Raw genomic sequence first — 18,615 nt, 5'->3', positions numbered from 1 at the left:
AATATTTTCACAGATTCAACAATTCATGTATGAGCTTCCATCCGTCATCATCCAGCAAAAAATCGTCATTGATACATACATACGTATCATCACGGATGAACAACACCTCATACTCTCCCTTATACATGGTGACCCCCTGTGTCTTTATCGGCTCACCATATCCCCTGCACATCTGCTCCATTCCATTCTCACTTTGATAACGGCGCTTCGTCCAATCCCTGAAAAACCCATCGCGGATGCGATACCAATCAATATACAAATTCTTATCCGCTGCATCCTCTTTCTCACTGTAGGCACTGAAGGACATATGCTCGCTCAGCATGGAAGATTCGCTGTAGCTGTCCAGAGTCAGACCTGCGGTATTTACATGCTGCAGGACAAAATCCGATAACCTTGTCTGTTCCATCGGCTTTTGAAACGAAAGCGAATCATAGGTGCTGGTAAGTGTGATATTCACGCCTATCGCAAAGGTTACCCAAAGCAGTGCTATACTGCCAATCACCTTGAATCCCATTGGATATCTGGTTTTCCAAAAACGGTAAATGAGCCAGCCGAAGACCAGAAAGATCACAGTGAATGCGATCACATAAAGAACATTGACTGTGAACAAAGAGCCGATCAGCATACAGATCAGCAGCACTACACTGCCATACACGATTCTTGACTGCCGAAGCAGCATTTTTGAAGAGGTCATATTCCTTCTGCGCACAAGCCATATAAAGTAAGGGAGAAGATGGATCAGCCATGTAATATTCAATGCGGCCATCAAAAGAAAATTCTGAAACTGGGAACCATCGGCGTACATGCTCCAAAGAAGTCCGTGATAGCTTTGCAGCAACAGCAGTACATACAGCGCCCATGATATGAAAAGCCATACAGCTGTCTTATGCATACTCACATTCATGATACGGCGATCCTCCTGTGTTCCCTCTCGCAAGGTAAGGTTAGGATCATCGCAGCGATACACCATGAGCGGGCCATTTGATCCGACAAACGTATACCCGAATTCTTCAACAAAGGTGCGATACTTATGGGCATCCGCTGTTTCTGAATCCGGTATAATCATGGAGTAATCCTTTGTATAGTCCACAAGGTAATACTCCTTCTGTGAAGCATCCGCTTCAAATGTGAGCCAGCAGGAGCGGTCCCCTTTTAAGCTTACCAGCTTCCAGCCCTTCTCCGCCATGTCATTCAGATATGCCTGTAAAGCCGGGTATTCAAACGGATATACAATCAGCCATACATGTTTCTTCCTTCGTTTCATGATGCCGCCTCCTTTTCATCGCTTTGCTTTTCAATCCATACTTCCCCATCCTGCAGCATGGTTTTCAAGCGCCTGTATTCCTGCATCAGCATTTCCTTTCCTTTTTCTGTAATCAGATAGAACCGTTTCCTGCCATCCGACTCCGTTTCCCGAATCATATCTTCATTTTCAAACTTCGACAGCATGGTATACAGGGTTCCCGGTACTAGGTGTACTCTTCCCCTGGTCAGCTTCAGAACAAACTCTGTAATCTCCATCCCGCAGCGTGCCTGAAGCAGCGCAATCAGCGTATAGTACATTGGCTCTGTCAATGTTTCCAGCTGTTTCTTCGGCACAGCACCACCTCCAATATCGTTTAACGATATATCTCTGTTATCATTATATTATCGTTTAACGATATTGTCAATACGCTTAGAAAATCACAGAGGTAGAAAGCGTTGCTTTTCAGCATGTGAATGGAACTAAACAGATAACTTTGAAACTCGCGAAGGTCTCAGCTTCAGACACTTCCATCGAGCTTGAATTTTATAACGGCGAAGCAACAAGCTTCAACATAGATTTCTTATATAAGCAGCTGTACTTGCTTTATCTCCTACACTGCTGTGCTCTGTACATGCCGCAGGTCGAACCATCCTTCCGTAACTTGTCACGCTGCAGCAGCCATGCTATACTACGTTTAACACAACATGATGAAAAGGAGAACACCTATGAAAAGACTTAAAAGCATACCTGGCAAATGGATGCTGACCATCATGCTTGCCCTGCTTCTCACCACATGCTACTTCGTCCTGAACAGCCGGGTTTACCTGCTGGAACAAAAGGATCAGCTTGTACAGCAGGAACAAAAGCTGATTGCACAGGAGGAAGCAGGAATTCCCATCCGCACACAGCATGTTTCTCCTGCATCTGTTCATGTCGGGGCTGCCTACCTGTGGATCATCCCCTTTGGCATTTTGGAGGTCTGCTTTCTAATTTTATACATTGTGCGCTACCTTGCATAGCTTTCTTTTTACGGCAGCTGCATTGTAGATTATACGAAAGCATGCTATACTGAAGCCACAAGGAAGTGTGATAACATGAAGCTAAATGAAGCAAGACTCCATGCAACGCCGGATTGCTGCGACACCTGCATGGAGTAAACAAGTCGCAGCATTTGCCGGCTTTGCATCCTGAACAGAATTGTAAAGGAGGAGCCTGCATGAAATATGTAAATGCCCATACGATTTTACCGAAAGACCTGGTGGAGGAGCTGCAGAAGTATATACAGGCAGGATACATTTATATTCCTGCTGCCGGAAAGAAAAAACGCTGGGGAGAGCACAGCGGCTATCGAACCGAGCTACAGCTGCGAAATGAAGGCATCCGGCAACGCTATGTGTCCGGCTGCACGATTGAGGAGCTTTCCACTCAGTATGCATTATCGGCACATGCTATCAAGAAAATCATTTATCAAAAATCATAAGAATGCTGCGGCATTCTTTTTTTCTACAAAACAGGTCTGTACGATTTTGTGGCTTGCCGCATCCGCACCTCTTCCCATACAATGAACTGGTAAAAAGGAGAACAAACATGAATAAACATCTGATTTATCCACGCAGCGGTGATCCAAATACCGTCTATATCAAAAATGTCATAACCCGACCGGAAATTACGGCAGGTGATTTTTCGATGTACAATGACCATGCACAGGATCCCCGTGATTTTGAAAAGCATAACGTTTTATACCAGTACCCTGCCAATTGCGATCAGCTGATCATCGGAAAATTCTGTTCCATTGCCTGCGGTGCAAAATTTTTATTAAACAGTGCTAATCATGCACTGCAATCCCTGTCAACCTATCCCTTTCCCATATTTTTCGAGGAATGGCAGCAACAGCCAAAGGATGTCCGGGATGCCTGGGATAACAGGGGGGGATATCGTGATTGGCAATGATGTATGGATCGGATACGAAGCAGTGATACTGGCCGGTGTTACGATCGGTGACGGCGCCATTATCGGAACACGGGCACTTGTCACAAGGGATGTTGCGCCCTATACCATCGTCGGCGGTGTGCCTGCCAGAGAACTACGCCTGCGGTTTCCTGAGGAAACCATAGCGGAGCTGCTCACCCTGAAATGGTGGGATTGGCCGATTGAGCTGATCCAAAGCAATCTCGCGGCACTGCAAAGCGGTGATATCCGCCGATTAAAAGCAGCATGCCCGCATCAAACACACATATAAGGATGAAAAAAACGCGGTGTAATTCCGCGTTTTCCTTTGTTTCACATCAATCAATCCGAAATCACATGTACACGATCACGCATCTGTGAGGAGGATACAATGACAACATTGTCTCTGTAATCCATCGTATAAACCTTGCGTTGCTTCAGGCCATCCAGAAAGGTATTCAGGAAATCCATGCCGTCATTGACACCCCATTCATGATTGTAGCGCTCTTCAATAATCATCGTATTGCCGTTCGTTTTCACCTGCATGTCCGAAGTATATTCAATACGAACCTCATCCTTCATGCTCTCATCATATTTCCACTCATAGCCAGTGTAATAATCATCCTCAAACACGATATTCAAATCCTGATCCTTTACACGGAAGGTCTGTGTCTTTACCGTATCAGAGCCATAATAGGCACTTCTTCCGTCCACAAACTCAAATTCCTTGATTTCAAAAACCAGCATGGTCGTTCCAATCGCCATCATCGTAATACCGACAATCAGGGATATCAGAAATTTTTTCATATGCCTACCCCCTTCTCCATAAGACGCTGTACAGCAGTGACAGGAAGCCTCCGGTTGCCACCAATGCACCGATTACGATAAAGTATGCACCAAACAGGGTCAGTCCTTCAAAGCTGAGCACGATCATGGCCCCCAGAGCGCAGCACAATGCCACAATGATACCGACAAAAGGAATCATCATCAGACAGAAGAATATCCGCATCAGAATCGTCGCAACACTTGTTACACCGCGTTCCATGTGATCACCTTCATAGCTTCGGCGATATTCTCTTCTGCGGGGTTCCTCATACATGCTTTCATCCTCATATTCATCATCCGTTTCGCCACGCTGCGTATCTCTTTCCTGATATTTTATATCATCTCGCTCATCATATACCGTTTCGCGACGCGTGCTGCGATCGTTTGTAAAGGAATGAACCGTCTTCTTTGCCTGATCAAAATCAAAGCTTTCCTTGAAATCATCAAATACACTGGCTCCCTCCCCGTTTCTCGAATGACTGCGATAGCGGTTCAGCCGCTTTGTACACAGGTTGACCAGCACGACAACAAAGATTGCCACATAGGCGACACCGATAATAAATTTCCATATCGCCGCCAGCAGACTCCCGATTCCAAAGCCCGCCACGGAATGCAGCAGGCTGCTTCCCAGAGAAGAAATCATACGGAACGGAATATGCAGAACAGCCAGCAGAATCAGTATCACCAGGATTTCAAACACCAGGCGTACGACATCATCCATCTGCAGGGAGGTAAAGGAGCCCAGAAACCGCTGAAAGCCGTTGAACAGATCATCCATAAAACGGTTCAGCTTGGTATCGAAGGAGCGGTTGACACGATCCGTATTGATTTTATAGGCATCCAGAATATCATCCACCAGTTCATCGATATTTCCAAAATCCTCAATCGCCTCTTCCTCCGATTTCCCCTCTTTCATTTTCATTTCAATATGCGTGCGGTACTCATCAATGATATCACGTCGTTCCCTTTCATTGATCACATCCAGCTTGCGATCCAGCAATCGCAGAAATTCATCTTTCGTCATCGATTTCACTCTCCTTTATAAATCTGCTGACCTGTTCATGGAATTCATTCCATTCCTGCAGCAGCTCCGTTGTCCTCGTTTTTCCATTCCCGGTTATGCGATAATATTTTCGCGGAGGTCCCTCCGTGGATTCACTGAGGTAGGTTTCAAAATAGTGCTCATTGGTCAGACGCTTCAACAGCGGGTAGATGGTCCCCTCATTCACATTGATAACCTTACTGACCTCGGACACCAGCTCATATCCGTACATATCCTTTTTATATACGCAAAGCAGCACAATCAGTTCCAGAACACCCTTCTTAAATTGTGTGTTCACCAGCATCACCTCCACTATTATAATACCCTTAGTACTTTGCATTGTCAAGTACTAAAATAAAAGTAATACTGTGGATTGCAGAATAGAACGGATCATATACAAAAAAAACTACAGGCTATCCGACAGATATACCTGTAGTCCCTTCGTATATGAATAAAACGATACTCACCGTCCAGATTCAGGAATGCAGATCATACAATGCATTTAATCGCATCGAAGCAAGCTTCAAAAGCTCCTCTGCATCTGTTTTCTTTGCCACACAGCGGACAATAGCGCTTTTCGGTTCCACAAAGACCTTTTTCCCTTGTATTTTCTTTTTCCAGAATAGCTGTAGTATAAAATCCTCGATTGCCTCCATTGCCTTCTCACTCCTCGTATCTTCGAAGATTGCTATGACGAATTCCTCTTCACTCAGACGGGCAGCAATACTTCCCACAGGCAGATGCTCCTGAACACCCTGTTGTATGATTTGCAAATATGCCTGCATTTCCTCCATACTGCAGTTTTTGCGCAGCTTATAAAAATTATACAGCTGAATATACAGTACAGATACCTCCTTGTCCCCCTGCATTTGTTTCGCACGCTTCATAAAATAGAAGAATCCCTCACGAGTCAGCAGGCCGCTGTCTGCATCAGTATAGGATTCCCTTATCAATTGCTTTTTCTGTACATGCACACGCAGTGCGAGGTATACAAGGGCGAGGATGAGCAAAGCGTTGAGTAAGCATATGCCGTTGATCGCAAGCTTCACGGAATAAGGCAGCCAACCATTCTCTGGCAGAATGCTGAGATTCCATGTCGCAGGTAAACTAACCTCCAGCTTTACAGCCTCGGAGAAATCAACACTCGGATCAGACACCCTCACGACCGTCTTTTTTTCACCAAGCGCATTTACTCTCCACAGCTCATACTCATAGCCTCTTTTCTGGAGATATTCCAGATTCATGGCTTTTATAAGATACGCACTATCCACTGCCGCGATAATCTCTCCCTTGTACTGATTATTTTCATACAGCGGCTCAATAAAGAGAAATACCTCCTCCTTTGTCGAAGACAGTTTCTCCGGTCCGGCAATAACTCCGTCCTTTATCACCTTTGCAAGGGTATAGCTATAGGATACGTCATGTAATTTCATGCCGATTGCCGATTTGTATTTCTCTCTCGGATAAATTGCCTGTAAGGTATCCTGCTCAAAGTAGGACAGAAAACGGATTTCGGCATGGTCCCTTTGAAGCTTCGCTGCCTTCTCTTCAAACAGTGTCAGATTTGCTTTCTCCTTTGTATCCAGTGCAAACATCAATTTGGATGCGAAATTCTCTGCTTCCAATTGCTGTATCAGATGCTTGCCGAAAAGCTCAATGACGGTTTCCGCAGCCTGCCGCCGTTTGCTGATCAATGCTGCCTGTATGCTTTTTCCGGTATGCAGACTCAGCCCCAGTACAAGGATAACCAAGAAAAGTACGGGGAGTTTTCTTTTTAATGACATCCGCCTCATATCAGGACTCTCCCTTCAGAAAGAGGGAATACGCTTTTTTGCCATGCCGTTTCACATCATACAGGGCCTTATCCGCCTTTGCAATCAGCACATCCAAAGAATCTGTTTTGTTCCAGATACAGGCACCGATACTGCAATGCACGGCCACATCTGCCTGACTTACAGCGATTGAGAAATTCAGTTTTTCAACAAGCTCGGATAATACGGCATGAACCTCCTGTGCGGTATCTACATCGTTTAAAACAAGAATGAATTCGTCTCCGCCATAGCGCCCGACAATGCCCTCGTATTTCATTTCATATTCCCGTAGAATGGAACCGATTTTTCTTAAAGCACTATCACCTGCCTGATGCCCGTGTGTATCGTTCAGCGTTTTCAGGTCATCAAGATCAACAAAGCAAAGTGTCGTACAGCTCCCGTATTCTCCACTCTCCAGCAGCTTCTGCATCCTGCTTAGGAATACCGTTCGCGTTACGACGCCGGTCAATCCGTCCCGCAGTCCTGTACTGCTCATTTGCAGCAAATCATCATAATCCACTTGTTCGGGAATGCTGTTCTTATACAATTTCCGCTCCATCCTGTGGACGGCAGCTACCATGCTTTCCATATTCGCTTTTTGCTGCCGGCTGTATGCTCTCACCAGCAGATAAAGAGAGAGTGTGATTGCAGCAGTAATCGCAGCAATCAGCAGCAGATGGGGCAGCATAGATGAAAACAGGCGAAAGAAGTCGATTGTTATCAGAATATCCCAATTTGTATTTTTGACAGGGCCGTATGCAGTATACATCAGATTTCCGTCTTTCCTACTATAGAAAGAGCCGGATTCACGCGCCAGCAGTTTAGTTTCCAGTGTATCCGTCGTCATGCTGTACATACGGACATCCTGCAGTTGATCCACATAGGAGGATCCATAGGATAACCCATTTGTCGATGACATGATCTGTCCCTTAGAACCAATTAGAACAGCTTCGCTTTGATTTGCGGATGCCGCCTTTTTCAATAGCTCTACGGTATCATCAAAATATATCGAGCAAAACAGGCTTCCGGTCATAACACCGTCCTGAAGCAGCGGAACAGCAACCGTATAGTTCAGGGTAACGCCGTCTGCACCGGCAACAAAGCTGTCGGTAACAATCGGCTGCTTTGTGGCATACAGCTTCTGCATATGCTCACGAGCAGCCAGACTGGCCGGTTCCTCCCCCCAATGTGTAAACCTGTATATCCTCATCAACGTAGCAGATAAACATATAGCCGAACTGTGTATTGATGCTGTCCAGCTTTTCCACCTTTTCCTCCCATTTTACAGAGGGATCATAAAATTCAGGAAGTGCCGCAAGTGCGTTTAAAAGTTTCAGGGATTCATCAATCCGCTGCGATATCTGCGCTGCTGCACTTTGCTGTGCCGCCTGCGCCGACTGCTTCATCGAATGAATCGTCAGCAGTGATCCCGCGCATATCACCAGAAGCAGATACAGCATCAAAAAAAGCAGAAAATAGGTACGAACCGGTGTAAACGAGAGGATTCGGCTTTCCTGCTTCTGCTGTACCTTTCTCTTGATTTTATGCATACATATTCACCTCATAGCCTTTATTTAATAAGTATAACATATCTGTCACACGATACGCCATGTTTCCATAAAAACTTTACATATATATTTATTTATACCCAAAATGTGTATGCTTACATGCTGTGCACATATCGCACGAAGCAAAAAAAGCTGCAGATTCAATGTCCTGCAGCTACTCATTCGTACTACCAAAGCCGCCGTTTCGCTGCTTTTGCACATCATCATCCTCACAAATGCCAAACGGAAGAAAAATCCCCTGCGCAAAGCCGTCTCCTTTGCGAATCTGAACGGTTTTTCCCTCTGTGGAATCGTTCATCATTTTTATGAAGATATGCCCTTCGTTGTCGCTTTCAAAATAATCGCTGTCAATAATTCCTACCGTGTTGTTAAACTGCAGACGATAGGTAAAGCCCAGCGAGCTGCGGGGAAACAGCTGCAGCACCCAGCCCTCCTGAATTTCCGCACGGATACCGGTTGGTATTTTTATCGTTTCCCTTGGTTTCAGGGAAACTGCCGCAGGTGCAAAAAAATCATAGCCGGCTGATCCCTTTGTCGCACGCACAGGCAGCCTTAACGCCTCATATATTCTCTGAATTTCTGCCGCATCGGTCCCGGGAAATGCAGTGCCCCAGTCCTTCTCAAACCGCTGCATGCTCACCTTATGAAATTTCGCTATTTTCTCCATATCGGATACCTCCTTACATTCCTATTTATTCTACCACAGAAACCATACTGTTTACCTGCTGTATATATAAATTTTCAAGCAGACTCTATCCTGCTGGATAACAGCGCCACCGTGCTTCCATAGCCTCCCAATGCCGTGTTTCTGTATGCAAAACAGGCACAGATTCACCCATTGCGGTAATCTGTGCCTGCAGATAAGGATATCTGATCAGCATCTGTTTCATACAGGTATCATTCCATACAGCGCTGTATGCGCTCCTGGCGATACTGAGAAGTAAACAATTCATAGTAATATCCCTGCTTTGCCATCAGCTCCTCGTGTGTTCCCTGCTCGATGATCACCCCGTGCTGCAGCACGACAATGATATCCGCTGAAACAATCGTACTCAGACGGTGCGCAACCACAAAGCTTGTACGACCGTGCAGCAGCTGATCCATCGCATACTGGATCGCCTTTTCACTTTCAGTATCAATGGAGCTTGTCGCCTCGTCCAAAATTACGATAGCGGGATCACACAGCATGGCTCTTGCAAACGAAATCAGCTGCTTCTGTCCGGTTGACAGACGATCTCCGCCCTCACCGACTTCAGTGTCATAGCCCTTTTCCATACGGCTGATGAAATTATGTGCCTGAATCAGGCGGGCAACCTGCTCCACCTCTTCATCACTGGCGTCTCGACGGCCATAACGAATATTATCCCGTATGGTGCCGCTGAACAGATTCGGCGTCTGCAGTACATAGCCGATATGGGAATGCAGCCAGCCCACACTGCGCTCTCTTAAATTCTTGCCATCCATAAGGATACGTCCCGAGCAGGGCTCATAGAAGCGACAGAGCAGATTGACAATGGTGCTTTTCCCGGAACCGGTTTCCCCAACCAGCGCTACCGTCTGTCCTTTTTTCACTTGCAGACAGAAATCACGCAGAACGGACTCATTTTCATAATAATAGAAATTCACATGGTCAAATACCACATCCCCATAAAGGGGTTCGTAGGCATCTGTATGCTCCTTCAGCAGGGTTCCATAGCGCTCGATGACATCCGGATAATCCGTGATTTCGATTTCCTCTTCCAGCAATGCAACCACGCGCTCCGCACTTGCCTGCGCCATCTGTATCTCCGCAAGCACACGGGCAATCTGCTTCAGCGGATCAAAGAACAGCTGCGCATAGTTGATAAACATCGCCAGTGTTCCAAACTGAATGGTTTTCAAAAGCACCTGCTCCCCGCCCACATACAGCAGCAGGGCGATAACGACAGCAGACAGCAGATAAACGATTGGCTGAAAGATGGCATTGATTCGCAAGGCCCGCATGCTATAGCGCTTCATATCATCGGTTTTCTTTTGAAATTCATTGTAATTCTGATGCTCAATGCCCAATGTCTTTGTTGTCTTGGCACCGTTGATCCCTTCCGCAAAGGAAGCTGTAATACGGGAATTGGCTTTTCTTGACTGCCGCTGAGCAGAGAGGATGCGGCGCTGAAAATACAGGGAGACAAACCAGAGCAGCGGTACAACCACCAGTACACACAATGCCATCTGCCAGTTGACAAGCAGCATGACAACACTGATTCCCAGCATGACGAAGATCCCCCACACCACATCGACAAAGGCCCATGCCAGCGTTTCTGCCAGACGCGCCGTATCCGAGGTGATTCTGGCCATCAGCCAGCCGTTTGCAGTGCGGTCAAAATAGGAAAAGGTCTGCTCCTGCAGCTTGCGAAAGCACTTCTCCCGCAGATTTTTACCAAAATCACTCTCCACCCTTGCGGCAAGACGGAAAAACAGGTATACCAGCAGACACTGAGCCAGTATCATTCCGACATAAACAAGGATGAATACCGGCAGGGTATCTGCGCCTGTTTGATCATCGACATACGTATTCAGGGCGTAGCGGTTCAGCAGCGGCATGATGACATCGGTAACCGCCAGAATGGTGTTAAAGAATATCAGCGGAATCACACTTTTCTTATGCTCCCACAGCAGCTGGAAAACCTTTTGCCACGTGCCGCGGTCGAATACATCACTCTCAAACTCCTGCTCCTTCATGATGCGCTGTGCCATATGCCTCACCTCCCTCCTTCTGAATTTCATAAATTCGCCGATACAAGCCGTCCTGTTTGATCAGCTCCTCGTGCGTTCCCTCCTGTACCAGACGTCCATGCTCTAAAACAAGAATACGATCGGCGTTCTGTGCGGAAGCCACACGATGAGTGATCATGAGCATCGTCATGGAATAGCGGATATCCTGCAGGGCTTCCTGTATCATCGCATCCGTTTTCATATCCAGTGCGGACAGAGAATCATCAAACACCATGATCGGACTTTTCGCCAGCAGGGATCGTGCAATCGCCACACGCTGCTTCTGTCCCCCGGACAGGGTAACCCCCTTTTCTCCAACCATTGTTTCATAGCCCTGATCAAACTCCTCGATATCATTGTGAATACAGGACATGCGGGCAGCCTCCACCACATCCTCCTTCATCGCATGATGATCGGACAGATGGATATTCTCATAAATCGTCTTGGAAAACAAAAACGGTTCCTGCAAGACGATCTGCACATGACGGCGCAGCCATGATTTGGCGATATCGCGCAGCTCCACACCGTTGATGGTTATGCTGCCCCGATCATAGTCATAGATGCCGCTCAGCAGATGCACCAGACTGGATTTTCCGCTCCCCGTCGGCCCCATGATGGCAATACGTTCTCCCTCACGAATGGTAAACGACAGATCATGCAGCGTATGCCGGCTTCCATCCTCATAACGGAAGCTAACATGATCGAAGCAGATATTTCCGCTGATATCCGGCCGCAGCCCGCTCTCCAGATCCTCTGCCTCCTCCTGCAGCACCTCCTCGATTCGTGTGATGGAAACGCTGACCTTACCAAGATCGGACAAAATCCTTCCAAGCTGACGCAGCGGCCATACAATGGTACTCTCATACATCACAAACACAAAGAATGTACCGACACTCAGCTCTCCCTGCAGCGCCATACCGATACCGAAAACAATCATGACCAGAATCTGCATCTGTCCCAGAAAATCCGTACCGCTCCAAAACAGTGCCAAAGCATGCATCAGATCGAAATATTTTTTGCGGTATGCATCATTTGCCTCCTCAAATTTATCAATTTCATGCTGCTCCTGATGAAACGCCTTTACCACACGCATGGCATTCAGATTTTCCTGCAGCACGGTGGTCATGGAGCTTTCCGCCAGATCGCATTCCAGAAAAATTTTCTTCGCTTTGGAAAAGAATACATAGCTGGCAATCAGAATCAGCGGAATCAGTGCAATGGATACCAGTGTCAGCTTCACACTGCGGCTGAACAGAATGAGTGATGCAAGCGTGACATTCAAAATCGCAAACAGCATCTCGGAAAACTGATTCGCCAGAAATCTGCGCACCGTTTCGATATCCGAGGTGCTTCGCTGAATCAAATCCCCGCTGTCCCTGCTTTTATGATAGGAAAACGGCAGCTTCTGCAGATGGTCATATAAATCATTGCGCACATTCAATGCCAGTGTTTCCGCGACATTACCGGCATGCATACTTCTGCGGTTGATCGCAAAGGCTACCATCAGATAGCTTCCCACGACCAGCGCGGAACCAATCCACAAATGAGACTGCAACGCCTCCATACCGCCTGCCATATCCACCAGCTGCTGTAAAAAAGCATTGTCAAACGGCACTCCCTTGATGACATTGTCAATCATCCAGGAAATGATCAGCGGCGCTGCCAGCATAAACAAGGAATATACAGCCACATCCAGCAGAATCAGTACAAACTGATAACGGTACGGCCTTACATATCTCCATACAAATCGTATTTTTTTCATAATCCCCTTCCTCTCTATAAACGAAAAAAATAGGCAATAAGCCTATTTCCCTTATGCCTTCACAGCCCTGTGCCACAGGCACAGAGATCCTGCCTATCCCAGCTTTCTGGCGTATTCACTCAACGCCTCTGCGATCTGATCCGGGCAGGATGTCGGCTTCGCTCCGCAGCGAACCCCACGAAATGCATCCAGTACTTCACTTATTTTTTTATCTTTTATAATTCTCGAAATGCCCAGCAGGTTGCCGGCACAGCCGCCAACGATGGTTACATTGCGAATGATATCGCCGTCCATCTCAAAACGCATTTCTCTTGAGCATACGCCCTTTGGTCTATATACAAATGTTTCCATATCCAATTTCCTCCTCAATCAACCGCAATCATTCTATGTGTATTCGTTTCAGAACCGCTTTTGCGACATGTGCCACAAACAGTCCGGTCGGGATGCCCAGCAATATCAGTACCGGCAGGATTGCCTGCATGAAGAACTGCTGGTAAATCAGCGTTACCGCAATGACCTGTCCGATCGCATGGGCGCTGCTTCCCGCAACACTGACACCATAGATACTCATCGGTGTTTTTCTGGCAAGGATACAGGCCAGTGTCGACAGCAGTACGCCGCACATCGACAGCCAGAAGCCGGTGCCAAACAGCATCCCTCTCAACAAAGAGGCCAGTACAACCCGCATGATGTTGACCGACAGCATCACCCTGGCATCAAACAGATAATACGCGATCAGGCCGACAATATTGGCCAGACCCAGCTTGAATCCCGGTACCGGTACGGGCACGGGAATCATGGATTCAATCATATGAAAGAGAATACTGACAGCCGTCAGCATTGTGATCGTTGTCATCCTCTGTGTGCGGCTCATCACTGTATCACCGTGTCCACATCATCATCTCGCACATCGCCTGCTTCAATTTGTACGACGATATTGTTGGGCAGACACACAATCGGACGATTGGCATCCTCCACCCATCCCTGAATGGAACAAAGATGATTGGGACTGTTTTCCTTTTCCACACGAACACGTTTATCCTTTACCTCCACCTGCACGTCGCCGAGTGTTCCCTTTACGGTATACACATCGTTGAGTGACAGGCTCTTTCTGAGTATTTCACGATCCTTATAGCTGACAACAACTTCCTTTTCCCGCCCTGCATCACGGTATGCGCTCCAGATCAAAGGGACATACAGCAGACAGGCACAAACTGCGACGATCATAATAAATAGTTTATCCGCTTTATTCATAGATCCTCCAACATTCTTATATTATACCCGAGAGAAAACGCTTTGCAAACCTTTTTCGTGAAAGAATGCAGAAGCTGACACCATTTGAAAGAAAAAAAGATATCTGCATCGGCTATTTTACAGCCCGCAGATATCCTGTTACCTATTTTGCATTTTTCTCTGCATCCTGAATGGCTTTTATAAAGCCGTCCACGCTGATGGTACAGCCGCTTCTCACATCATTATTCTCTGCCTTGCCATCCTGATTGAGCTTGATTTTATCGATGCCGTGCTTTTCGACATATTTTTCAAAGAAGGCAATCTGTTCATTCCATTCCTTTTTGATCGGACTGGCCTGCTTCATACCATAGTCCTCACCGAGCTCTTTTTTGGTCTTATCCTTTCCCTTGGCGGTTTCATCGATTTCGACCTCGGCAATCTTATCATTTTTCAATTTGACTCTGGCTGTTGTCTTTTCCCCGCTGTCATTCGTATAGGTTCCCGTACCTTCCTTTTCCACGCTCTTTCCGCCGCAGCCGCACAGCAGTACGGAAAGGCCCAGCATCATTACCTGCTTTTTCATGCATATCATCCTTTCGCTGCTGTTAGTATGCGATCATTTCACCCGTTTATACTACTGCCATGTGATTTCACCGTCATACAGCTGCTTCAGCTGTTCCCTGAGCCATGCATAGGTAAAATCAGCGCTGACGGTACGCTGACCATGCTCTGCCGCCAGCTCCTCGCTATAGGAAGAAAACGGAAGCAGCTGAAAGTTATCATAGGAGGCATCGAAGTGATTGACGATCGGTATCATTTTTTTATTTTTCACTTCTGTTTTTCCTGTTTCTGTATGAAACTCCACATCACATTGCACGATACCGCCGATTTCATACATATTGGTAAACTGCTCGCTGGCACGGTCAACCCCCATAGCCGCTGACACAAAATTACCGAGAGAATACATAACAAAGGTTTCCTTTCCCTGTGCATTCGTTAAGGTCTCCACCCTTTGCAGACAATGCGGATGGTTACCGATGATGATATCCACGCCCTGCTCATTGAGAAAGACTGCTGCATCGCGCTGCGCAGCATCCAGCTCATAGGTGAATTCGGTTCCCCAGTGCATCGCCGCAATCACCACATCCGCTTGCTCTTTTGCTTTCTGCACATCCTTTGCCAGCTGCTTTTTACAGCGGTCGTCAAACACATGCCCCTCATTGAGAAAATGATTGACCGCAAAGCCGTTTTCAGCGTCAATCGGCTGATTGGTGTCGTAGGTATAAGCGAGAATCGCAAACCGTACCCCGTTTCGTTCCACGACGAGAATATCATCTCGCTGCGCCTTATTTTCATAAGCCCCGGTTGTTCGGATACCGGCGTCCTCCAGATTCCTTCGGGTGTTCACGATTCCCTGCATGCCACGATCATAGCTGTGATTATTAGCGAAGGTCAAAACATTAAAGCCGATCTCTGGAAGCTGTTTGGCGATTTCCTCAGGCGCATTAAAGGTATAGTCACTGCCTGTGATTCCCAGCTCACGGCCGCCGAGCACAACCTCCTGATTCCCGATGACAAGATCGCTGTCCAGATAGGGGGTTACCTTGTCAAAATAGTTTTTAAAGCTGTATCCCTTTCCCATCCAGTTGTATAATGCGTCCTCCATCAGGATATCTCCGGTAAAGCTCAGTGATACACTGCGGACTGGATTTTCCTTTTTCGGCTTTGGCTGCGGCGCCGGTTGCTGTCTGCTGCAGCCTCCAAGCAGCATAGCCATCATACAGCACAGCATAAGTATTTTTTTCATACAGATAATTTCCTTCCCTTTAATTTGTACATTATAGTATAAAAGAACAGCTCTGTTAAGAGAAATGGCACACAAACAGCGAAAAATCACCTGTCTGAAAATCGGTTCTATGATTACGTGCATGCATGTCATGCGTGTACTTACATTGAGACAGACCATGCCCAAAGCAGCTGATAAAGCAGCCGCAAACCGTGTATCATAAAAGGAAGCATAGATTGGTGGTACCCTTTTGTAACATTTTAACAAATAACAGGCAGAAGTCCCCTATCTCTGCGACGATAAGCAGATGGTGGGATGAATGCAGCCATTTTCCTTTATCCTTCACACAGGATAAACACGATTAAATTTCTTAGATTCAAAAAAAGCAAAAACATTTGCTATATACAGCTTTAAAAATACGATGAATCCGATTGCAGACAGGAAGCTGAAATCCGGATTTGCACAAAAAAAAACGAAGATAGCTGGTATCTCCGTCTTTCACAGGCTATTTTATTTTGCGTTGTCCTTTGCGTTCTTTGCCGCATCCATCAGATTTTTCACATTGATGGTGCAGCCAGCCAGAACATCGTCATTCACAGGATAGCCTGCATCATTCATTTCGACCTTGTCCAGACCGTTTTTCTCAATGTAATTCTCCAGGAATTCCACCTGCTCATCCCATTCCTTTTTCGCTTTCTTGCTTGCGGCCTTCATTCCATATTTGTCGCCAAGCTCTTTTTTGGATTTTCCCTCTTTTGTTTCGTCAAGATTGATGGCAACGACATCATCACCCTGTACCGTGATTTCAGCAGTCGCGTAGTCTCCATTCTTGTCTTTTGCGGATTCACCGTTTCCTTTTTTTTCAGGCTCGGAATTACCGCCGCAGGCTGCTAGTAACATCGTCATTGCTAGTAGTACTGTGAGTTTTTTCATCGTAATATTCTCCTCCATGTGGCTGTATGATAACAGCGCTTTGATTGTCCCTCATCGTATGATATGATGCTGGCAATCCTATGGTAACAGATAGGATAAAGAATCGTCAACCGTTTTGCTCATGTTTTCACAAGTTAATATTTTCCAGTAACCATCAAAAGTCAAGAATCGCATGGATTGCTTTGTTCCAGCCCTGCAGACAGGCTGCTCTTTGCTGCGCATCCATCTGTGGTGTAAAGCGCCGTGATACCTGAAACTGGGAACGGATTTCTTCCTTGGATTTCCAAAAGCCCATGGCAAGCCCGGACAGGTAGGCAGCCCCCAGTGCAGTTGTTTCACTGATGGTGGAGCGTACAATGCACGTATCGGTGATATCACTTTGAAACTGCAGCAGATAATCGTTGCGGCTGGCACCACCATCCACCTGCATCTGTGCGATGTCCAGTCCGCTGTCCTGCTTCATCGCCTGGAGTACATCATTGGTCTGATATGCCAGAGCTTCCAGCGTAGCACGTATGATATGCTCCTGTGTTGTGCCTCTGGTCAGCCCAAACATACCGCCCTTTACCTGCGGCTTCCAGTATGGAGCACCCAGACCGGTAAAGCTCGGTACGACATATACACCGTCACTATCCGCAACCTGCAGGGCACGCTGCTCGCTTTCCGCACTGCTGTGCAGAATTTTCAGGCCGTCGCGAAGCCACTGTATGGCAGCTCCTGCGACAAAGACGCTGCCCTCCAGAACATAATCCGTCTCCCCCCGGATTCTCCAGCCAACACAGCTGACGAGCCCGTGTGCGGAGTGAATCGGGCGCTCCTTTGTATTCATCAACAGGAAACAGCCGGTTCCATACGTGTTTTTTACATTTCCCGCATCAAAGCAGGTCTGTCCGAACAGGGCCGCCTGCTGGTCACCGATCAATGCCGCAACCGGAACCGGATGATCAAACACACCACTGGTAACCCCGTACACCTCACTGGAATCACGGATTTCCGGAAGCATACAGCGGGGAATATTCCATAGCTTCAGCAGCTCCTCATCGTATTGCAGCGTCTTCAGATTCATCAGCATCGTTCGGGACGCATTGGATACATCACTCATATGCTTCGCTCCCTTGGTCAGCTTCCACAGCAGCCAGGTATCCATGGTTCCGAACAGCAGCTCCCCTTTTTCCGCACGCGCTTGAGCACCCTCCACATGATCCAGTATCCAGCGAATCTTACTGGCAGAGAAATACGGATCCAGAAGCAGACCGGTTTTTTCGCGAATCATCCCCTCCAGCCCCTGCTCCTTCAGCTTTTGGCAATAGGTGTCCGACTGACGGGACTGCCAGACGATGGCGAAATATATCGGCTGACCGCTCTCCTTATCCCAGACAACTGTCGTCTCTCTTTGATTGGTGATGCCGATGGCAGCCACCTGGGTATCCCTTACACCGGTTTTGGCCAGCACCTCAAACATCACACCGATGGTACTTGCCCATATATCGTTTGCGTTTTGTTCCACCCAGCCCGGATGCGGATAATAATTTTCCAGCTCCTTTTGCGCTACTCCGACGATGTTGCTGGCTTTATCAAACAGAATGGCGCGGGTACTGGTCGTTCCCTGATCAATCGCCATAATATAGGATGTCATATAAGCTTCCTCCTTCGTTATTTTCTTTCATTATACCATAGAATGATAGCGGTTTACACAGGATTCCAAGGTCTC

Annotated in this window: 21 protein-coding genes and 1 pseudogene; 3 read left to right on the top strand and 19 right to left on the bottom strand. The window is 47.0% G+C overall.

Annotation, left to right across the window (positions count from 1 at the left end; all coding sequences use genetic code 11):
* Positions 1 to 7 precede the first annotated feature (7 nt).
* Positions 8 to 1,264 (bottom strand): DUF2812 domain-containing protein, encoded by a 1,257-nt coding sequence (locus ACG3M1_RS10970; RefSeq protein ID WP_008817443.1) that lies wholly within the window; start codon positions 1,262 to 1,264, stop codon positions 8 to 10.
* On the bottom strand, positions 1,261 to 1,599 hold the full coding sequence (locus tag ACG3M1_RS10965) for a PadR family transcriptional regulator (protein WP_008817444.1): 339 nt from the start codon (positions 1,597 to 1,599) through the stop codon (positions 1,261 to 1,263). The genes ACG3M1_RS10970 and ACG3M1_RS10965 overlap by 4 nt, the downstream gene beginning before the upstream one ends.
* Positions 1,600 to 1,971: 372 nt before the next feature.
* On the opposite strand from ACG3M1_RS10965, the gene ACG3M1_RS10960 reads away from it, so the two are divergent.
* From ACG3M1_RS10960 to ACG3M1_RS10950, 3 genes and pseudogenes are all read left to right on the top strand, one after another.
* The gene (locus ACG3M1_RS10960) at positions 1,972 to 2,265 is read left to right on the top strand and encodes a hypothetical protein (RefSeq protein WP_008817445.1); all 294 of its coding nucleotides are present in this window, start codon (positions 1,972 to 1,974) and stop codon (positions 2,263 to 2,265) included.
* A gap of 197 nt (positions 2,266 to 2,462) precedes the next feature.
* On the top strand, positions 2,463 to 2,726 hold the full coding sequence (locus ACG3M1_RS10955; RefSeq protein ID WP_008817446.1) for a CD3324 family protein: 264 nt from the start codon (positions 2,463 to 2,465) through the stop codon (positions 2,724 to 2,726).
* A gap of 107 nt (positions 2,727 to 2,833) precedes the next feature.
* A pseudogene (locus ACG3M1_RS10950) lies at positions 2,834 to 3,485 on the top strand (CatB-related O-acetyltransferase).
* A gap of 50 nt (positions 3,486 to 3,535) precedes the next feature.
* On the opposite strand, the gene ACG3M1_RS10945 reads toward ACG3M1_RS10950, so the two are convergent.
* The 17 genes from ACG3M1_RS10945 to glpK form a co-directional block, all read right to left on the bottom strand.
* Positions 3,536 to 4,000 carry a hypothetical protein gene (locus tag ACG3M1_RS10945; protein ID WP_008819307.1) on the bottom strand — a complete coding sequence of 155 codons (465 nt, stop codon included), beginning with the start codon at positions 3,998 to 4,000 and terminating at the stop codon, positions 3,536 to 3,538.
* A 4-nt stretch (positions 4,001 to 4,004) separates the two neighbouring features.
* Entirely contained in the window at positions 4,005 to 5,042 is a 1,038-nt protein-coding gene (locus tag ACG3M1_RS10940; RefSeq protein WP_008819308.1) for a DUF1700 domain-containing protein, read from the bottom strand.
* Positions 5,029 to 5,364 (bottom strand): PadR family transcriptional regulator, encoded by a 336-nt coding sequence (locus tag ACG3M1_RS10935; RefSeq protein WP_009588381.1) that lies wholly within the window; start codon positions 5,362 to 5,364, stop codon positions 5,029 to 5,031. The genes ACG3M1_RS10940 and ACG3M1_RS10935 overlap by 14 nt, the downstream gene beginning before the upstream one ends.
* 172 nt (positions 5,365 to 5,536) lie before the next feature.
* Positions 5,537 to 6,853: a GGDEF domain-containing protein gene (locus tag ACG3M1_RS10930; protein WP_074748081.1), complete on the bottom strand. Its 1,317-nt coding sequence runs from the start codon at positions 6,851 to 6,853 to the stop codon at positions 5,537 to 5,539.
* 1 nt (position 6,854) lies between these two features.
* Complete coding sequence (locus ACG3M1_RS10925; RefSeq protein WP_395815394.1) at positions 6,855 to 8,081, bottom strand: sensor domain-containing diguanylate cyclase; 1,227 nt, start codon at positions 8,079 to 8,081, stop codon at positions 6,855 to 6,857.
* Complete coding sequence (locus ACG3M1_RS10920) at positions 8,023 to 8,421, bottom strand: hypothetical protein (RefSeq protein WP_242407894.1); 399 nt, start codon at positions 8,419 to 8,421, stop codon at positions 8,023 to 8,025. Before ACG3M1_RS10920 ends, ACG3M1_RS10925 begins: the two co-directional genes overlap by 59 nt.
* 172 nt (positions 8,422 to 8,593) lie before the next feature.
* Positions 8,594 to 9,106, bottom strand: coding sequence for a dUTP diphosphatase (locus ACG3M1_RS10915; RefSeq protein ID WP_008819311.1), 513 nt, complete (start codon positions 9,104 to 9,106; stop codon positions 8,594 to 8,596).
* 85 nt (positions 9,107 to 9,191) lie between these two features.
* Positions 9,192 to 9,329 (bottom strand): hypothetical protein, encoded by a 138-nt coding sequence (locus ACG3M1_RS10910; protein WP_009588382.1) that lies wholly within the window; start codon positions 9,327 to 9,329, stop codon positions 9,192 to 9,194.
* 7 nt (positions 9,330 to 9,336) lie between these two features.
* Entirely contained in the window at positions 9,337 to 11,172 is a 1,836-nt protein-coding gene (locus ACG3M1_RS10905) for an ABC transporter ATP-binding protein (RefSeq protein ID WP_395815391.1), read from the bottom strand.
* Positions 11,138 to 12,952 carry an ABC transporter ATP-binding protein gene (locus tag ACG3M1_RS10900; protein WP_008819314.1) on the bottom strand — a complete coding sequence of 605 codons (1,815 nt, stop codon included), beginning with the start codon at positions 12,950 to 12,952 and terminating at the stop codon, positions 11,138 to 11,140. The genes ACG3M1_RS10905 and ACG3M1_RS10900 overlap by 35 nt, the downstream gene beginning before the upstream one ends.
* A gap of 93 nt (positions 12,953 to 13,045) precedes the next feature.
* Positions 13,046 to 13,303: a TIGR03905 family TSCPD domain-containing protein gene (locus ACG3M1_RS10895; RefSeq protein WP_002608758.1), complete on the bottom strand. Its 258-nt coding sequence runs from the start codon at positions 13,301 to 13,303 to the stop codon at positions 13,046 to 13,048.
* 28 nt (positions 13,304 to 13,331) lie between these two features.
* Complete coding sequence (locus tag ACG3M1_RS10890; RefSeq protein WP_008819315.1) at positions 13,332 to 13,826, bottom strand: Gx transporter family protein; 495 nt, start codon at positions 13,824 to 13,826, stop codon at positions 13,332 to 13,334.
* The gene (locus ACG3M1_RS10885; protein WP_008819316.1) at positions 13,826 to 14,206 is read right to left on the bottom strand and encodes a NusG domain II-containing protein; all 381 of its coding nucleotides are present in this window, start codon (positions 14,204 to 14,206) and stop codon (positions 13,826 to 13,828) included. Before ACG3M1_RS10885 ends, ACG3M1_RS10890 begins: the two co-directional genes overlap by 1 nt.
* A 142-nt stretch (positions 14,207 to 14,348) precedes the next feature.
* Positions 14,349 to 14,768 carry an FMN-binding protein gene (locus ACG3M1_RS10880; RefSeq protein WP_008819317.1) on the bottom strand — a complete coding sequence of 140 codons (420 nt, stop codon included), beginning with the start codon at positions 14,766 to 14,768 and terminating at the stop codon, positions 14,349 to 14,351.
* 51 nt (positions 14,769 to 14,819) lie between these two features.
* Positions 14,820 to 15,992, bottom strand: a complete 1,173-nt coding sequence (locus tag ACG3M1_RS10875; RefSeq protein WP_009269215.1) for a CapA family protein — start codon at positions 15,990 to 15,992, stop codon at positions 14,820 to 14,822.
* 489 nt (positions 15,993 to 16,481) lie between these two features.
* Complete coding sequence (locus ACG3M1_RS10870) at positions 16,482 to 16,904, bottom strand: hypothetical protein (protein WP_008819319.1); 423 nt, start codon at positions 16,902 to 16,904, stop codon at positions 16,482 to 16,484.
* A gap of 154 nt (positions 16,905 to 17,058) precedes the next feature.
* The gene (gene glpK / locus ACG3M1_RS10865) at positions 17,059 to 18,540 is read right to left on the bottom strand and encodes a glycerol kinase GlpK (RefSeq protein WP_009269216.1); all 1,482 of its coding nucleotides are present in this window, start codon (positions 18,538 to 18,540) and stop codon (positions 17,059 to 17,061) included.
* Positions 18,541 to 18,615 lie beyond the last annotated feature (75 nt).

It is taken from the genome of Clostridium sp. 10cd* (assembly GCF_044336395.1).
In the GTDB taxonomy this organism is placed as follows: Bacteria; Bacillota_I; Bacilli_A; order Erysipelotrichales; family Erysipelotrichaceae; genus Clostridium_AQ; species Clostridium_AQ innocuum.
Note: the sequence above shows the minus strand (reverse complement) of the source record. Positions and strands in the feature narration are given on the sequence as shown.